The sequence below is a fragment of the Devosia sp. Leaf420 genome, assembly GCF_001425445.1.
GTDB lineage: Bacteria > Pseudomonadota > Alphaproteobacteria > Rhizobiales > Devosiaceae > Devosia.
The window spans coordinates 173,575-189,201 of sequence record NZ_LMQU01000013.1; the positions used below are offsets into that span (position 1 = coordinate 173,575).

Genomic DNA, 15,627 nt, shown 5'->3' on the forward strand with positions numbered 1-15,627 from the left:
CCAGCCTGCACCTCCCCCTTGATGGGGGAGGCTGGGAGGGGGTGACACCCGTCCATAACCACAGTCATCGTCTCGCCCGCTTTCCATGGCCAGTGTCGGCCACTAGATTCGCACTCCGGAGCCGTCGCTTGCGCCCGCTATTTCTTGCTGCCTTTACCAGCCTTGCCTTGGCTGCGCCGATCCATGCCGCGACGCTTGAGGACATGGCGGGGCAGATGATCGTGATCGGGTTCGATGGCGATAGTGCGAGCGATGCCAGCGTCAAGGCGATTGCTGCGGAGCTGAAAAGCGGGCAGCTCGGCGGCGTCATGTATCTCAAGAAGAACGTGAAGTCGCTCGGGCAAGTCCGCGATATGAATGCGCAGTTTCGTGCGGCGTCACCGGACCTGCCGCCGTTTGTCACGCTCGATCAGGAAGGGGGCGCGGTCGAGCGGTTGACGGAGGATGTCGGTTTCAAGGAGATCGCGCGGGCATCGACGATTGCCGCCGAGAACACCCCGGAGCAGGCCGAGGGCATCTATGAGACCATGGCCAAGAGCGTTGCTGCGCTTGGTTTCACCGTCAATTTCGGGCCGGTTGCCGATCTCAACGTCAATCCGAACAATCCTGTCATTGCGAAGTTTGGCCGGGCGTTTAGCGCCGATCCGGAAATCGTGACCGCCTATGATCGGGCCTTCATCGAGGGGCATCATGCAGCGGGGCTGGCGACGGCGCTGAAGCATTTCCCGGGGCATGGGTCTTCGACGACTGACAGCCACGAGGGTTTTACGGATATTTCGAAGACTTGGTCGGAGACCGAACTCGAGCCCTATAAGGCGTTGATCGGCGAGGGCGTGCTGGACATGGTCATGGTCGGGCACCTGTTCCATTCGGACTATGCAGAGGGCGCTGAGCAGACGCCGTCATCGCTCTCAAAGCGTTGGATCGACGGGGTTTTGCGCACCGATCTTGGCTATAAGGGCGTCGTGATCAGCGACGATCTCGAAATGGGCGCCATCCGCGATCATTTCACACTCGAAGAAACCGTGGTCGAGGCCGTATCGGCGGGCATGGATATCCTGCTCTTTTCCAATACCGGCTATCAGCGGCCGACCTTGGGCAAGGAAATTCTCGACATTCTCGTCGAGCACGCCGAGGCCGATCCTGTGTTCAAGGCGCGGATCGAGGAGAGCTATGAGCGCATCGTCGCGCTCAAGCGGCGCTTAGGTTAAGCCTTTCCACCTCTTTCTCATGAAGCCCGTTTCCTCCGAAGGCCCGCAACGCTAAGGTGAGCGCCTGATTGGAGGCCAAAGAGCAATGACGGATGATCGCGAGGTCCGGCACGTCCGGGCGTTGTTCCTGTCCGACGTGCACTTGGGCATGAAGCCGACGCGCGTTCGGCAGTTGATCGAATTCCTGCGCCTCCACGATGCCGAGACCATTTATTTGGTCGGTGATATTTTAGATGGCTGGCGGCTGGCCAAGGCCTGGCACTGGCCCGAAGACTACAATGTACTGACGCAGATTCTGCTCGATAAGGCCACGACGGGGACGCGCGTCGTCTATCTGCCGGGCAATCACGACGAGTTTTTGCGCGAATACCTCGGGACCTATTTCGGCGAGATCGAGCTCGTCGATCGCACCGTGCACACCTCCGCGACGGGACGGACCTATCTCGTCATCCATGGCGATCAGTTCGATGTGGTCGTGATGAATGCCAAGTGGCTCGCCCATGTCGGCGACTGGGCCTACAACTTCGCGCTACGGGTCAATATTCTGATCAACTGGGTGCGGCGCCGGCTTGGGCTGCAATATTGGTCGCTGAGCGCCTGGGCGAAGCAGAAGGTGAAAAACGCTGTTTCCGTCATCGGGCGTTTCGAGGAAGCGCTGGTTCATGAGGCCAAGGAATCGGGTGTCCATGGCGTGATCTGCGGCCACATCCACTTTGCCGATATGCATGATCGGCTTGGCATCCATTATATCAATACCGGCGACTGGGTGGAAAGCTGCACGGCTGTGGTGGAGAATCACGATGGGCAGTTCGAGATGATCAAATGGACCGAAATGATCGTCGGCGAGCCGCGGCGTGCAAAAGTGCGAAAGTCTCTAGGCGAATAGGCTGTCGCGCGCCCGTCGCAATAGGGTCATCGCAGCGCAATCCAGGCAGAGCAGGCTGAAGACGGTTACATCAGCCCCGCGGTGCCGCCATGGCCAAGACCGTTTCGCCTGCCTCCTCCCGCCGGATCGTCATCGTCACCGACGCCTGGCGTCCCCAGATCAATGGCGTGGTTCGGACGCTCGAAAGCACCGGCAAGGTGCTGCGCGAATGGGGCCACAGCGTCGACTATCTGACGCCGGAAGAATTCTGGACCGTCCCGGTGCCGACCTATCCGGAAATCCGGCTGTCGCTGGCCTCCCGCCGGGCCGTGTTTCATCGGCTGGCGCATGCCCGCGCGCATCACATTCATATTGCGACGGAAGGCCCGCTGGGGCTGTTGGCGCGACGTTATTGTCTAGAGCGCGGCAAGGCGTTCTCGACGAGCTTTCACACGCGCTTTCCCGAATATCTCTCGGCGCGGCTGCCTGTGCCGCAGGACTGGGGCTATGGCTATCTACGCTGGTTCCACGATCCGGCCGCCAATACGCTGGTGCCGACGCCATCGCTGCGGGATGATCTCTTGAACCGCGGATTTTCGCATCTGCGGCTTTGGGGCCGGGGGGTCGATATGGAGCGGTTCAAACCGGGACGGTCGGACGTCTTTGCGCATTTGCAGGGGCCAAAACTGCTGCATGTTGGGCGCGTGGCGGCGGAGAAGAATATCGAGGCTTTCCTCAGCCTTGATGTGCCGGGGACCAAGATCGTCGTAGGTGATGGGCCCGATCGGACGAGGCTCGAAAAGCTTTACCCTGAGGCGGTGTTTTGCGGCTATCGACACGGCGAGGACTTGGTCGATGCCTATCGCGGCGCGGATGTGCTGGTTTTCCCGAGCCGGACGGACACGTTTGGCAATGTCATTACCGAGGCTCTCGCCTGCGGGACACCGGTGGCAGCTTATCCGGTGACCGGGCCGAAGGACATTCTGACCGACGGCCGAGCGGGCGTCGTGCATCAGGATCTTGCTGTGGCGGTTCGGCGTGCGCTCATGCTGACAATGTCGGATGCTAGCGCGCACGCGGAGAATTTCACCTGGGCCGCTAGCGCGCGGCAGTTTCTGGACGGCTTAGTGCCGGCGACGAGCCGTGTGGCGGAAATGGCGGCGGCAGTTTAAGCAGGCGTAACTTACGTTACACCTTTGTCACATCGCGGCTGCAACGTTATTTTTCCGGCATATTCGGTCTTGCATTGTCGTTCGCTGCGATGCACCAAGGGGATCGGACGCATGATTTGCGTCCGGAGTTTTTTCCATGCCCCCCGCATTATCCCGCCTCGATACGCCCGAGGCGCGCGCATCCCTTTATCAATTCACCGTCTACCTGCCGGGTGCGGTCGCTTCGGTTTATCTTGGCATCTGGCTGAGCCAGCACGGGATTCCCGCCGACCAGATCGGGCTGATCAATGCCCTGCCGATGCTGGGGCTGCTGGTCCTCAACATGGTCATCGGGCGTATCGCCGACAGGGCCGATGACTGGCGCACGGCGATCATCGCGATTTCGCTGGTCGCGACGATCGTGCCGTTCGCGCTTTATTTCACCACTGAATTCTGGGGAATTCTGCTGATCTGGGCGCTGACCGGCATGTCGAACGGCCTCGTCGCACCGATCATCGATGCCGCAACGGTGCGCATGACTCAGCGGAACGGTACGGACTTCGGGGCGGTGCGAGCCTGGGCGACGGTCGGTTATGTGCTTGGGGCGTCGGGCATTGGCATCCTGCTGACGCTTCTGGGGCCAAGTGCGTTCATCACGCTCTATATTCTGATGACAGTGCTCCGAGCCGCGCTCGGCTTTCTGCTGCCGCGGTTCAGGGCACCAACGGCCGAACCGACAGTGGCTGGCGTGACGCAGGCGTTGCCGCAGACGGCGCGGCTCAAAGATTCGCTCAAGCTCTGGTTTGTGCTGCCGCTGATTGCTTTTGCGCTGGTCAACTCGAGCAATGCGGTGATCGGCAGCTTTGGCGCGCTGCTCTGGCACCAGCAGGGAATCCCTGACTATTTCCTCGGACCGCTGCTCGGGAGTGCAGCGATCGGGGAAGCGGTGCTGATGTTTGCGTGGCGCCGGTTTGGCGGACGGGTAACGGCGCGCAATATGATCCTGGCAGCTGCCATCGCCGGGCTCTTGCGCTTCACTGTCCTGGCGTTTTCGCCGCCTGTGGAAGTGTTGTTCGCCGTGCAATTGCTCCACGCCTTCAGCTTCGGCATGGGTTATTTCGGTGTCGTGCACTTCATCGCCAACTGGACGCATGAGAGCAACGCTGCCGAAGCACAGGGCTTTGCCAATATGCTGAACCAAGGCGCGGCCATGGTCATGCTGATTTGCTTTGGCTGGCTGGTGGAGTTTTTTGGGTCCGCCGCGTTTTATTCGTCGACGGTGACATGCTCGATCGCGATTGGGTGCGTGTTGCTGTCGCTAAAGCTGCGGCCGCCGAAGGATGCGGTGCGGTAGGGGCCGCCGCTAGCCCGTAGCCCGCTTCTCTAGACGCGCTCATCACATTCTCTGTCTTCCCTCGGGCTTGACCCGAGGGTCTCCAGTCTGCGCAGAATTGTCTGTGGCTCCCGCATTGGCCCTCGGGTCGAGCCCGAGGGAAGAGCGGTGTTTCGAGAGGCATATGCGCGTCTCACTGCTTCGCGGTTGATGGTTTTACCAGTGCAGAGTGACGTGCCGCGGGCTGCAGACCTGTTGGACGTCTTTAGGCCTTCGGACTAACAACCAATAAAAAAGCCCCGGATGGTCCGGGGCTTTTTGTTTGTCATCGCAGGCTTCAGGCGCTGAGGCGGCCGCTGGCGTGGGCGAGGGTTGTGTAGACCTTGCCGCGATCCGAGAGCAGGTATTCGCGGGTCTCGGCCGCAGCGCGGGGCCCGGCGGCGGCGCGCTTCAGGAGCTGCTCGAAGTCACCCATATAGGCCTGGGCGGTGCGGGCGAATTCCGGATCGCGCTGCAGGCGCTTGCGGACTTCGTCATAGGTGCCTTGGCCGGTCAGCGTGTAGATCCGCCTCGAGAAGACATTGGATTCGCCATTCTGGTAACGGCCCCAGGCATCTGCGAGTGCATTGTCGTCGATAGCGTTGGCGATTTCCTCGGTCAGCGTCGAGAGGCCCTGGGCAGGCTGCTGGCCGGCCTGGCTGGCCGAAGCGTTGCGCAGGACGTCGCGGAGCCAGCCGCCACCTTCGGCACCAGCTGCCGGAGCCGTCTCAGGCTGCTGGCGTGGCGCGGGGGCCGGGGTTGGCGTTACGGTGCGCTGTGGCGCGACTGGTTGCTGAGCGACAGGCGCGGCCTGGACGGGCTGCTGGGCCTGCACCGGCTGACGGACAGTTGGGCGCGGTGCTTCAACCGGGCGGGTGCGGATTGGATCGACCAGGGTCTGTGCGGCCGGTTCCGGACGGTAGGTTTCCGGGGCCGGCTCGGGCTGGCGCGGCGGCTGGTAAGGCGCCGGCTCGGGCTGGCGGGCCGAGACGCGGGGCTGGCTGCCGCGACGATCGGTGAGATCGTGGGTTGCCGGCTGGCCGCGAACGATGGCGTTGAGTTCGCTGAGGGCTTCGATCTGCTCGGCAACGACGCGACGCATGGCGGCCGCGCTGGCGCGGGTTTCCTCGGGCAGCTCGTTGACGCCGCGGGCGAGTTCGGCGCGGGTGGCTTCGAGTTCGTGACCGACTTCACGAGCCGTTTCGCGCATGGCGCGAGCTGTCTCGCCGAAGCGCTGGGTCGCGTCTTCAATGGCCTGTTGCATTTCGGCGACCAGACGGCGCTGAGCTTCCTGCAGGGCGGCATTGGTGCGGCGGCTTTCGCCATCTGCGGTCTCGCGGAAATCGCCAAGGCGGCCAGTGACCTCTTCGGCGGTTTCGTCGAGTGTCTGGCGGAAGACGCCAGTCGACTGATCGATGGCCTGACGCAGCTGTCCGGTATTGCTGGTGATGGCATTGCGGACGGAGCTGGTCGATTCCGCGATGGTTTCGCTCAGCGAGCTCGTCGTCGAGTTCAGAACATCGGTAACGCTGCCAGCCGTCGAAGCGAGAAGATCGCTGACGCGGTTGGAGTTTTCTTCGAGGCTCGAATTGACATGATCGGCCTGGGCTGCAAGCGCGGCACGCACCGAAGAAGAGGTGTGCGTGAGGGCGGCAGCGGCAGCTTCGGCAGCGCGCTGGACGGCGTTGTCGACCTGGGCGCTGCGTTCTTCGAGCGTCGCAGTGAAGTGCTCATTGGTGGAATAGAGCGCGTCGCTGACGGTCGATGTGGCCGAGGTGAGAGCTTCGGTGACGGTGCTGCTGGTCGCGGCTAGGGCCTCGTCCATGGCGCGGCGTGCCGAGATCATGCGGCGTTCGGTATCGTTGACGGTATCGGCGATCGACTGCGCGAAGAGGCGCATACGGTTGTCGATATCGTCGGCGCGGGTCGTGAAGCTGTGCGCGAGGGCATCCATGGCGCCGCGGCGGTCTTCGAGCGAATCGAGGGCCGTGGAGCTGGTGGCTTCCAGGGCACGCGACGCTTGGGACATGGAAACGACTTCCATATCGAGCTTGCCAAGAATGCCGGCGAACTCGTCGACCATGGACTGGATGGTGCTCTGGAGCGCGCCGACATGGCGGGTAACCATGACGCCGGCTTCCTCGGTCTGGCCAATCGCGTCGCGCATGGTGCCGGCATAGCTGGCGGTCTGCTGAGCAATGCTGGTTTCGAGCGTTGCGAGATTGGTGGTCGATGCGTCGAGCACGCGCTGCAGCAAGAGATTGGAGTCGTTGAGCTTGCTGAGGGCCGAGGTGACATCGGTGAGGATGCGGCTCGATGAGACGGCCATGATCTCTTCGGCGTCGCGTGCAGTGCCGGTGAGGGCCTCGCGGAGGAGGTTGCCGTGGCTGCGGAGCGCCATCTGCAGTTCGCCCGACTTTTCATCGACCAGGGAAGCAAACTGGCTGGTGTGGGTCTCGACCGAATTGTTGATTTCGCTGAGGCGATTTTCGAGCGATTCGACGGTCTGGACGGCGCGGACCGAGACGATGTCGTCGATGGAGCCAGCAGCCAGACGGATCTGGTCGAGTGCGTTGCGAACAGCCGAATCCATGCGGGTGGCCGTGGCGGCAACGTCGGCCGAGATATTTTCGGTGGCTGCGGTGATGCGCGTCGAGATGGTTTCTTCGATGCGATCAGCGCCGGCTTCGAGATCGGCCATGGACTGGGTGATCGAGGTATTGATCGACGCATTGAGCGCTGCGAGGCGCTCGGCCGTGATGTCGGCGCGGGCAGTGATGGCCTCGGGCAGGGTGCCAAGGCGCGAATCAACCAGGTCGACCATTGACTGGCGTGCGGCATCGACGCCAGCTTCCACGATCTGTGTGGCCTTGCGGACGTTTTCGTCGAAACTGACGCTGGCGGCATCGATACGCGACGTGACGCCGGCCTGGGCTTCGTCCACGCGGGCGAGCGCCGAGGACAGGTTCTGTGTCATCGCCGTGCCGATTTCGGCAACCTTGCCGGCAACCGTCGAGGACATGTCGTCCATGCGGGTCGACATGGTTTCGGTGACTGTGCGGAGCGATTGGTCGATGGATTCGCGAGCAGCCGCACTGTGCTGGTCGAGCGTCTGGGCGAGCTCGGCCGTGTGCATGCCGATGGTTTCGCCCATCGAGGTCGTGTGGCTCGACAGCGTATCGGACAGCGCCTCGGTACGGGCGGTGAGGGTGCTGGCAAGCTGCGTGGTACGGGTGCCGACGGCCTGCGCGAGTTCGAGCGTCCGTGCATCGAGCGCGGCGGTGAGCTCTGTCGTGCGGCGATCAAAGGAGGCGTTGAGCTCGTTGGTGCGGGTATCGAGAGCGCCTGCCATGGTGGCGGTGCGCGCATCGAGATCGCCGACGAACCGGCCGGCACGTTCCTCGATAGCCGAGGTGAACTGTGCCTGCTTTTCTTCAAGCGTGGTGGTGAGCGAGGCCTGGCGCTCATCGAGCGTCGAGGCGAGAACGCCCTGGCTGGCGTCGAGGGTCGAGGCCAGCGTCTGAGTGCGCTCTTCGAGCTGGCCGCTCAGCGCATTGGTGCGGCTTTCGATTTCGAGCGAGAGCGTATTGGTGCGCTCCGAGAGCGTATCGGCGAGGCGCTGCGTGCGGCCGGCAACGGCCTGATCGAAGGCCTGGGTGCTGATTGTGAGCGTCTGACCCAGTTCCTGAGAGCGGGTGCGGATCGCTTCGCTGAGTTCGGTTCCGCGACCAGCAAGGGTCTGTTCGAGCGATTCAGCGCCTGCGGTGACCGCCTGGCCGATTTCGCCGATGCGCGACTGCAACTGGTCGTTGAGTTCGGCGGCGCGGCTTTCGAGGCTGAGGTCGAGGGTCTGCGCGTAGGAATCAAGGCGATTGGACAGCTCATGCGAACGTGCATTCAGCACGTCGTCCATGCGGGCAGTGCGGCTGTCGAGGCTGACATTGAGCGTATCGGCATAGGCATCGAGCTTGTTGCCGAGATCCTGGCCGTGGTTCGAGAGCACGGAATCGATGCGTTCGGCGCGGCTATCGAGGCCCGTGTTGAGGGTATCGACATAGGCGTCGAGGCTATTGCCGAGGTTCTGGCTATGGGTCGATAGCACTTCGTCGATGCGGTTGGCGCGACTATCGAGGCCGGTATTGAGGGTATCGGCATAGGTGTCGAGACGGCTCGTCAGCGTCTGAGCGCGCGAGGAGAGGACCTCGTCGAGACGGCCGGCGCGGGTGTCGAGAGCCTCGGTCAGGGTCTGCGAGCGCGAAGAAAGCACTTCGTCGATGCGGCCGGCGCGCGTGTCGATGGCTTCAGTCAGGGTCTGCGAGCGTGAGGAGAGGACCGCGTCGATGCGGCCAGCACGGGTGTCGAGGGCTTCGGTGAGGTTCTGAGACCGCGAGGAGAGAACTTCATCGATGCGGCCGGTGCGCGTATCGAGGGTCTCGGTGAGGGTCTCGGCATAGGTGTCGAGACGCTCGGAGATTTCGCGGGTGCGGGTCGCGAGGCCTTCTGTGATGGCGGCGGTCTTGGCGCCGATCACTTCGTTCATCTCACGTGTGCGTTCGGTGACGACTTCGTTGAAGCGGCCCGATTCTTCGTTGAGCGCCATTTCGAGGACATTGGCGCGCGTAGCAAAGCTAGAGCCGTGCTGATCGAGGCGGTTGAGGAGCTGATCGCCCTTGTCGCCGATGACATTGTCGAGCGCGGAGAGGCGCTGGTCGAGCTGACCGGTGATGTCACTGAGGCGGGCGTCGAACTGGCCGAGCGAATCCTGGCCGGCCGACGATACGGTAATGCGCGCGCGTTCGGCCGTGTCATCAAGAGCGCCATTGATTTCGATGAGCGCGGACTGCAGACGGCTTTCGAGCGAATTGAGCTGGATCGACACCGACTCGTCGAGCTGGCGGGTAAGGGCGCCGAGCATGGCTTCGGCTTCGCGGGCGCGTTCGGAGACATCTTCGCCGACACGGCTACCGAGCTGTTCAAGCGCGCGGTTGACCAGATCGCCGCGCTCGCCCCACTGGTCGATCAGCTTGGTCGAGTTGACGGCAAGAAGATTGGCCAAGGCATCGGTCTTGTCCTGAATGGCCGTGGTCAGCATCAAGGTCTGGGAATCGAGCGAGGACCCGATGGTGCCGGCACGGGCGTCGAGCGCTTCGGTAAGGCTCTGGATGTGGCGCTCGATATTGGCCTGGAAATCGCGGGTGCGGCTTTCAAAGCTCGAATCGACGCGCGACGCGCTGTCTTCGACAACGCCGGAGACGCGACCAGCGGATTGTTCGAGCGAGGCGAGGAAATCGGTGGTCCGATTGTCCATCAGGCGTGTGAAATTTTCTGCACGTTCGGAGAAAGCGCCGTTGAGAACATCGCCGCCGCTTTCGAGGGCGCGAGCCAGGGTACCGCCGCTCTCGTTGATGGTTCCAGCAATGCGCTGGCTGATCATATCGAGATCGAAGACGAGACCGGTATGGCTTTCGGTGATCGCCTCGCGCACGCGTTCGGTGTTGGAGAGCACGCTTTCGCGCTGGTTGGCCAATTCGGCGATCAGCGCGCGCATGCGCGATTCATTATCGGAATAGGTCCGTTCGAGCGCAGTGACCTCGTTGTGGATCATCACTTCGAGTTCGCTGGCGCGTGAAAGGGCGCGTTCGAGCCCATCGCCCAGGGCATTGACCTCGCGGCGCACGGCCTGGCCGACAGAAGCGACCTTATCGGCTGCGGTCACTTCTGGCTCGGCAAGGCGAATAGCGGCCTGGGTGATCGAGGAAGCGGCATTGCGCAAATCCTGCGCGCGGCGAATGAGCGTGGCGACCGCAAAGAAGCCGAGAACGGGCAGAAGAATGATCGCGACAATGGCGATGAATTCGATGGAGCCTGCGAACTGGCCGAAATTGGCCATTTCCGGACCGTAGCGGAAGACGGCGGCAGTGCCTGCCACTGCGACCCAGAGAACGGACAGAACAGTCGCGAGCCAAGTCGGCGTCGCCGACGAGCGATTCTGGAGGCCATAAAGGAGGCGGGCCGCAGAGGCGCGATCGTCATTGGCGACCGAACCGGCCTGCTGCGCGATCTTGTCGGCGGCGCGAAGACGCTCGGATCGTGGCTGCTCCGGCTTCTTTTCGGTCCGTGGCCGATTGGCTGGATCGAGGCTGAACACCGATTCCTTGAGCGCGTCTTCTACGGCCGAAAAGGCCAACGCAGCCGGATCGTTCGGGGTGTTCTGATTATTGGCCATACTCTTTACAACTCTCGCGTCGGCACTGCAGCGCATAGCGGGCATTAGGAGTATATCTAGCCCCGAACACCTTTCGGTGCCCGTGGTCAAATAGGAACAATTCGATGCAAATGCCTCGACGGTTCCGACCCCTCGCCGCCGCGCGCTGGCTCAACGTTCACTATTACATTCAATTTGATGCAAACCGAAGGATTTCCGAACGAAAGGTTAATTTTAACGTTGAAACGAGAGGCATTTAGATGTTCGGTTTTGCTCAGAACACTCAAAACAACTCGATTTCCAGCGTTTTAGCTCTTTCGGCCCCGAGAATCCCGTCAACTTTTGCCCGTATTGCTCTGGCCCTCAAATCAAGGCGAAGTTGGGGCTTAAGAGGCTGTTCATCCACCCATTCTAAGCTGAAGGTTCGAGTATCGCCCGGCTACGAGTTTTGGCCGAGCCATGATGGAGCATTTTATGGCCCCCTTGAGCACTGCAGTTGAGGCAGAGCCGTTCACCGAAATTCGCACGCGCGCTGCCCGGCCAGTGGATCTGGTCCACCTCGCCAAGCAATGCCTCGGCGATGAGGCGCTGGAGCGCGAGGTTCTCCGTCTCTTTGATACGACGATCACCGATTACTATGGTCGCCTCAAGCTTGCGACGTGCTTTGACGATCTCAGCCTTGTGCTGCACTCGATCAAGGGCGCGGCCGGTGGCGTCGGCGCCTGGTCCATCGCCGAGCAGGCCAAGGCCATGGAACACGAAATGCGCAGCGGCCGGCCGCTATCGCAGGAAAAGATCGACGATCTCGGGATTGTCGTCGGCGACGTTCGGGATTTTATCGCGCGCATGGTCGGGCAGGACGCGGCCTGAGGCGGTATTGCTTCTCTAGCCTTTTCGATGAGAGCATCATCGAATGAAGATCACTATTGTCAGAACGCCTTTGGGCGAAGCGCCGCAATGGGTGCGTGAGGCCTGGATTGGCCTTACCTTTCCCGTCATTGGCGAAAAGCAGCGGATGGCGGCCTATGGCGTGCTCACCCGGCCGCGAAACTGGCTTGCCCAAGTGTGGGCCAATTTGACCGGCAAGAGTTTTGAGATGACGGGGTATCTCGTCAACGCCAAGCTCGCTGTCGACTTGCTGGCCGAGCACCAACTCGAGGCAGCGGTATGGTGGCGTGAGCATCTGCCGGATCGACTCGACGGCGAAGGCCAGTTCCTTTTCGATGCAGAAGCTTGCGAGGAACTCACTTCAAGCGCTGATCGCGCGGTTTGACCATGTCCTTGTCACGCCATATACAGCGCCCAATATCTTAAACGTGCCGCGCGGGATGCTGCGGCCGCATTTGTCAAAAAGCCCATGTCCCTTGCCAGTGCCGCCGAGGTTTCTCCTCGGGTCAATCTTGAACCTTTTCGTACCCGTCGGACCTTTGCGATCATTTCGCACCCCGACGCCGGTAAAACCACGCTGACCGAACGGTTGCTGGCGGCGGCTGGCGCCATTCAGCAGGCGGGTGCGGTGCGCGGAAAGTCCGGCGCGCGTTCGACGCGGTCGGACTGGATGGAAATGGAGCAGCAGCGCGGCATTTCGATTTCGTCATCGGTTATGACGTTCGAATTCGACGGGCTCACCATGAACCTGCTCGACACGCCGGGCCACTCCGACTTTTCCGAGGATACCTATCGCACGCTGACGGCCGTGGACGCGGCCATCATGGTGATCGACGCGGCCAAGGGCATCGAAAGCCAGACGTTGAAACTGTTCGAGGTGTGCCGCCTGCGCGACATTCCGATCATCACCTTCATCAACAAGGTGGACCGCGAGGGCCTGGCGCCGCTCGATCTGATCGACGAAATCCAGAGCAAGCTGGCGCTCGACCTGACGCCGGTGCTGTGGCCGATCGGGCAGGGGGTGGATTTCCGGGGTTATATCGACCTCCTGGAAAAGCGCGTGGTGACGCCGCAGGGCAAGACGCTGGCCGATTTCGAGGTGATCGACGATCTGCTGGAGGTCGAAAGCCTCGTCGATGATCCTGTGTTCATGGTGGCGCTCGAGACGCTAGAACTGGCGCGGGCCATGTTGCCCGAATTCGATCTGCCGACCTTCCATGCGGGGCATATGAGCCCGGTGCTGTTTGGCTCGGCGCTCAAGGGCATTGGCGTCGCTGAACTGCTGCGCACGCTGGGCGATTGGGGCCCGGAGCCGCGGCCGCAGCCTGCGCTGCCAAACCCGATTGCGCCCGATGAAAAGAAGGTCTCGGGCTTCGTGTTCAAAGTGCAGGCGAATATGGACGCGAACCATCGCGACCGTATCGCCTTTGTGCGCCTCTGCTCCGGCACCTTTACGCGCGGCATGCGCTTGAAGAATGTGCGTTCGGGCAAGGATATGGCGGTCGCCAATCCGATGTTCTTCTTCGGCAATAATCGAGAGCTGGCGGAAGAAGCCGTGGCGGGCGATATTGTTGGCATTCCCAATCACGGGACGCTGTCGGTGGGCGATACGTTGACCGAAGGCGCGACGATCAATGTGACCGGCATTCCGAACTTTGCGCCGGAGATCATTCGCCGTGTGCGTCTCGTCGACGCGATGAAGACCAAGCAGATGTCGAAGGCGCTATCCGATCTCGCGGAAGAAGGCGTAACGCAGGTGTTTCGCCGCATGGTGGGTGCGGACTGGATTGTCGGCGTTGTCGGGCAGTTGCAGCTCGAAGTTTTGGCGAGCCGGGTGAATAAGGAATATGGCGTGCCGATTACCTTTGAGCCGATGGGCTTTGAGGTGGCGCGCTGGGTCGATAGCGATGATGCGGACGAGTTGAAGCGCTTCATTCAGGCGCAGAAGACCAATATGGCCGAGGACCGGGCCAATGCGCCGGTGTTTTTGGCGCAAAACGCGTGGTGGGCGGACCGGGCCAAGCAGGATTGGCCCAAGATCAAGTTCCTGACCACCAAGGAACGGCATTGAGCGCCCCCGATCGCATAGAGGAATTTGTCCTCGCGCTGCAGACCGGCTTTATCGATGGGTCGATCATCAAGCTTAGGCTTGGCGGCTATCATGGCGCCGAGGCGGACTTGAAGAGCGTCGAGGGCCGAAAGGTGGCGCTTAAGGCCGGCGAGCGGATGAGCCTCGTCTGGAGCTACAAGACCCGGGACATCACCAAGAACCTGATCATCGACGAAGCCCTGAGTTTTGTCCGTGATGGCTTGTCGACGTCGTTTCGCAGCGGACGGCTGGAGACGAGGGATTTCGACCTGCAGATCGAGCGGCAGGGCGACAAGTTTCGGCTGAAAAGGACCGAAGTCTCGGGGCGCGAAGTGGCGACCGGCGGGCACGATCGGGTAAAGAACCGGCCGCTTGAGGCGGGTGCAAAGCCGTGGATGCAGGCGCTGGGCATTGCCGGTGCGGACGGCAAGGTCCTGGCGGCGTCGCAGGATAAGTTTCGACAAATCAACAAGATGGTCGAAATTTTTGCGCCTTTGATTCACGAGCTTTCGGCCAAGACGCCGCGCATTGTCGATATGGGCGCGGGCAAGGGCTATCTCGATTTTGCGCTGTTCGATTATCTGCAGGGTAAGGGTGTGCCGGCCGAGGTGATCGGCGTCGAGATGCGGCCCAAGCTCGTGGATGACGGCAATAAGCTGGCAGCGCAGAGTGGGTTCGAGGCGCTGCGGTTCGTGCCGGGGTCGATCCTCGACTATGACGCGAGCGGCGCCGATGCGGTGATTGCGCTTCACGCCTGCGACACGGCGACCGATGATGCGATCTTCAAGGGGATTTCGGCCGGTGCCGAGCTGATTGCCGTGGCGCCGTGCTGCCACAAGCAGGTGCGGCGGCAGATGGAGGCTGGCGCTTCGGACAATCGGCTGGAGTTCCTGCTTCGCCACGGCACCTTCATGGAAAAGCAGGCGGAGATGGTGACCGATGGTCTGCGGGCGCTGTTGCTCGAAGCCTCGGGCTATCGGACCAAGGTGTTCGAGTTTGTCTCGGATGCGCATACGCCCAAGAATAATCTGATCGTGGCGCAAAAGGGCAAGGCTGGCTCGCGCGAGGCGGCGCTGAAGAAGGTGGCTGAGGTGAAAGCCATGTTCGGGATCGAGCGGCATTATCTTGAGGGGTTGCTGGGGCTTTAGGGGCTGCCGAAATATCTGGAGCTGCCTGGACATCCCCCTCATCCGGCGCTGCGCGCCACCTTCTCCCCTAGAGGGAGAAGAATGGTGCGGTGCTTTTGGATGCATAGGGTCCCTCTTATTCCTCTCCCACTCGGGGAGAGGGTGGATCGCGCAAAGCGCGAGACGGGTGAGGGGGCTCTAACGTAGGTCAGCCATTCACCCTTCCGCCTACCCAACCTCGCTCGTGTGGCCTATATCCTCATGCACCAGCAAGCCTAAAAGGTCCCCATGACCAAGATCACCTTTGTTACTTCAAGCGGCGACCGCATCGAGACGGAAGCCGAAAACGGCGCGACCGTGATGGAAACGGCCATCATCAACGCCGTGCCTGGAATTGTCGCGGAATGCGGCGGCGCCTGCACCTGCGCAACATGCCATGTCTATGTCGATGATGCCTGGCGCGAGACTGTCGGCGGGCCTTCGATGATGGAAGAAGACATGCTCGATTTCGCCTTCGACGTGAAGGATGCGAGCCGGCTGTCCTGCCAGATCAAGGTGAAGGACAATCTCGACGGGCTCGTCGTTCACGTGCCGACCCGGCAGGGCTAAGCGCCTCAGGCAATTCCAGCATTTCGCGTAGAGGCGGTTGGCCGCATTTTTTTGCCTGCCACCGCCATTCCACCTTAGCGTCATTCTAAGGTAACCCTGCCAAGGGAAAT

Annotated in this window: 10 protein-coding genes; 9 read left to right on the forward strand and 1 reads right to left on the reverse strand. The window is 61.7% G+C overall.

Annotated elements, in window-relative coordinates; translation table 11 throughout:
- The first annotated feature begins 128 nt into the window (after nt 1-128).
- From ASG47_RS16730 to ASG47_RS16745, 4 genes are all read left to right on the forward strand, one after another.
- Nucleotides 129-1,211, forward strand: coding sequence for a glycoside hydrolase family 3 N-terminal domain-containing protein (locus tag ASG47_RS16730; protein ID WP_061911123.1), 1,083 nt, complete (start codon nt 129-131; stop codon nt 1,209-1,211).
- An 85-nt stretch (nt 1,212-1,296) separates the two neighbouring features.
- Nucleotides 1,297-2,097, forward strand: a complete 801-nt coding sequence (locus ASG47_RS16735) for a UDP-2,3-diacylglucosamine diphosphatase (protein WP_061911125.1) — start codon at nt 1,297-1,299, stop codon at nt 2,095-2,097.
- An 89-nt stretch (nt 2,098-2,186) separates the two neighbouring features.
- The gene (locus tag ASG47_RS16740; protein WP_061911127.1) at nt 2,187-3,248 is read left to right on the forward strand and encodes a glycosyltransferase family 4 protein; all 1,062 of its coding nucleotides are present in this window, start codon (nt 2,187-2,189) and stop codon (nt 3,246-3,248) included.
- 136 nt (nt 3,249-3,384) lie between these two features.
- Nucleotides 3,385-4,581 (forward strand): MFS transporter, encoded by a 1,197-nt coding sequence (locus ASG47_RS16745; RefSeq protein WP_061911129.1) that lies wholly within the window; start codon nt 3,385-3,387, stop codon nt 4,579-4,581.
- A gap of 316 nt (nt 4,582-4,897) precedes the next feature.
- On the opposite strand, the gene ASG47_RS16750 is transcribed toward ASG47_RS16745, so the two are convergent.
- Complete coding sequence (locus ASG47_RS16750) at nt 4,898-10,825, reverse strand: hypothetical protein (RefSeq protein WP_061911131.1); 5,928 nt, start codon at nt 10,823-10,825, stop codon at nt 4,898-4,900.
- A 453-nt stretch (nt 10,826-11,278) separates the two neighbouring features.
- Between ASG47_RS16750 and ASG47_RS16755 the strand changes: the two genes are divergently transcribed.
- The 5 genes from ASG47_RS16755 to ASG47_RS16775 all read left to right on the forward strand — a co-directional run bounded on the left by ASG47_RS16755 (nt 11,279) and on the right by ASG47_RS16775 (nt 15,517).
- Nucleotides 11,279-11,674 (forward strand): Hpt domain-containing protein, encoded by a 396-nt coding sequence (locus ASG47_RS16755; RefSeq protein WP_061911133.1) that lies wholly within the window; start codon nt 11,279-11,281, stop codon nt 11,672-11,674.
- Nucleotides 11,675-11,717: 43 nt separating this feature from the next.
- Nucleotides 11,718-12,077 carry a hypothetical protein gene (locus ASG47_RS16760; RefSeq protein WP_061911135.1) on the forward strand — a complete coding sequence of 120 codons (360 nt, stop codon included), beginning with the start codon at nt 11,718-11,720 and terminating at the stop codon, nt 12,075-12,077.
- A gap of 84 nt (nt 12,078-12,161) precedes the next feature.
- Nucleotides 12,162-13,763 (forward strand): peptide chain release factor 3, encoded by a 1,602-nt coding sequence (locus ASG47_RS16765; RefSeq protein ID WP_061911137.1) that lies wholly within the window; start codon nt 12,162-12,164, stop codon nt 13,761-13,763.
- Nucleotides 13,760-14,929 (forward strand): class I SAM-dependent methyltransferase, encoded by a 1,170-nt coding sequence (locus tag ASG47_RS16770; RefSeq protein WP_061911140.1) that lies wholly within the window; start codon nt 13,760-13,762, stop codon nt 14,927-14,929. Before ASG47_RS16765 ends, ASG47_RS16770 begins: the two co-directional genes overlap by 4 nt.
- A 267-nt stretch (nt 14,930-15,196) precedes the next feature.
- On the forward strand, nt 15,197-15,517 hold the full coding sequence (locus ASG47_RS16775; RefSeq protein WP_061911142.1) for a 2Fe-2S iron-sulfur cluster-binding protein: 321 nt from the start codon (nt 15,197-15,199) through the stop codon (nt 15,515-15,517).
- Nucleotides 15,518-15,627 lie beyond the last annotated feature (110 nt).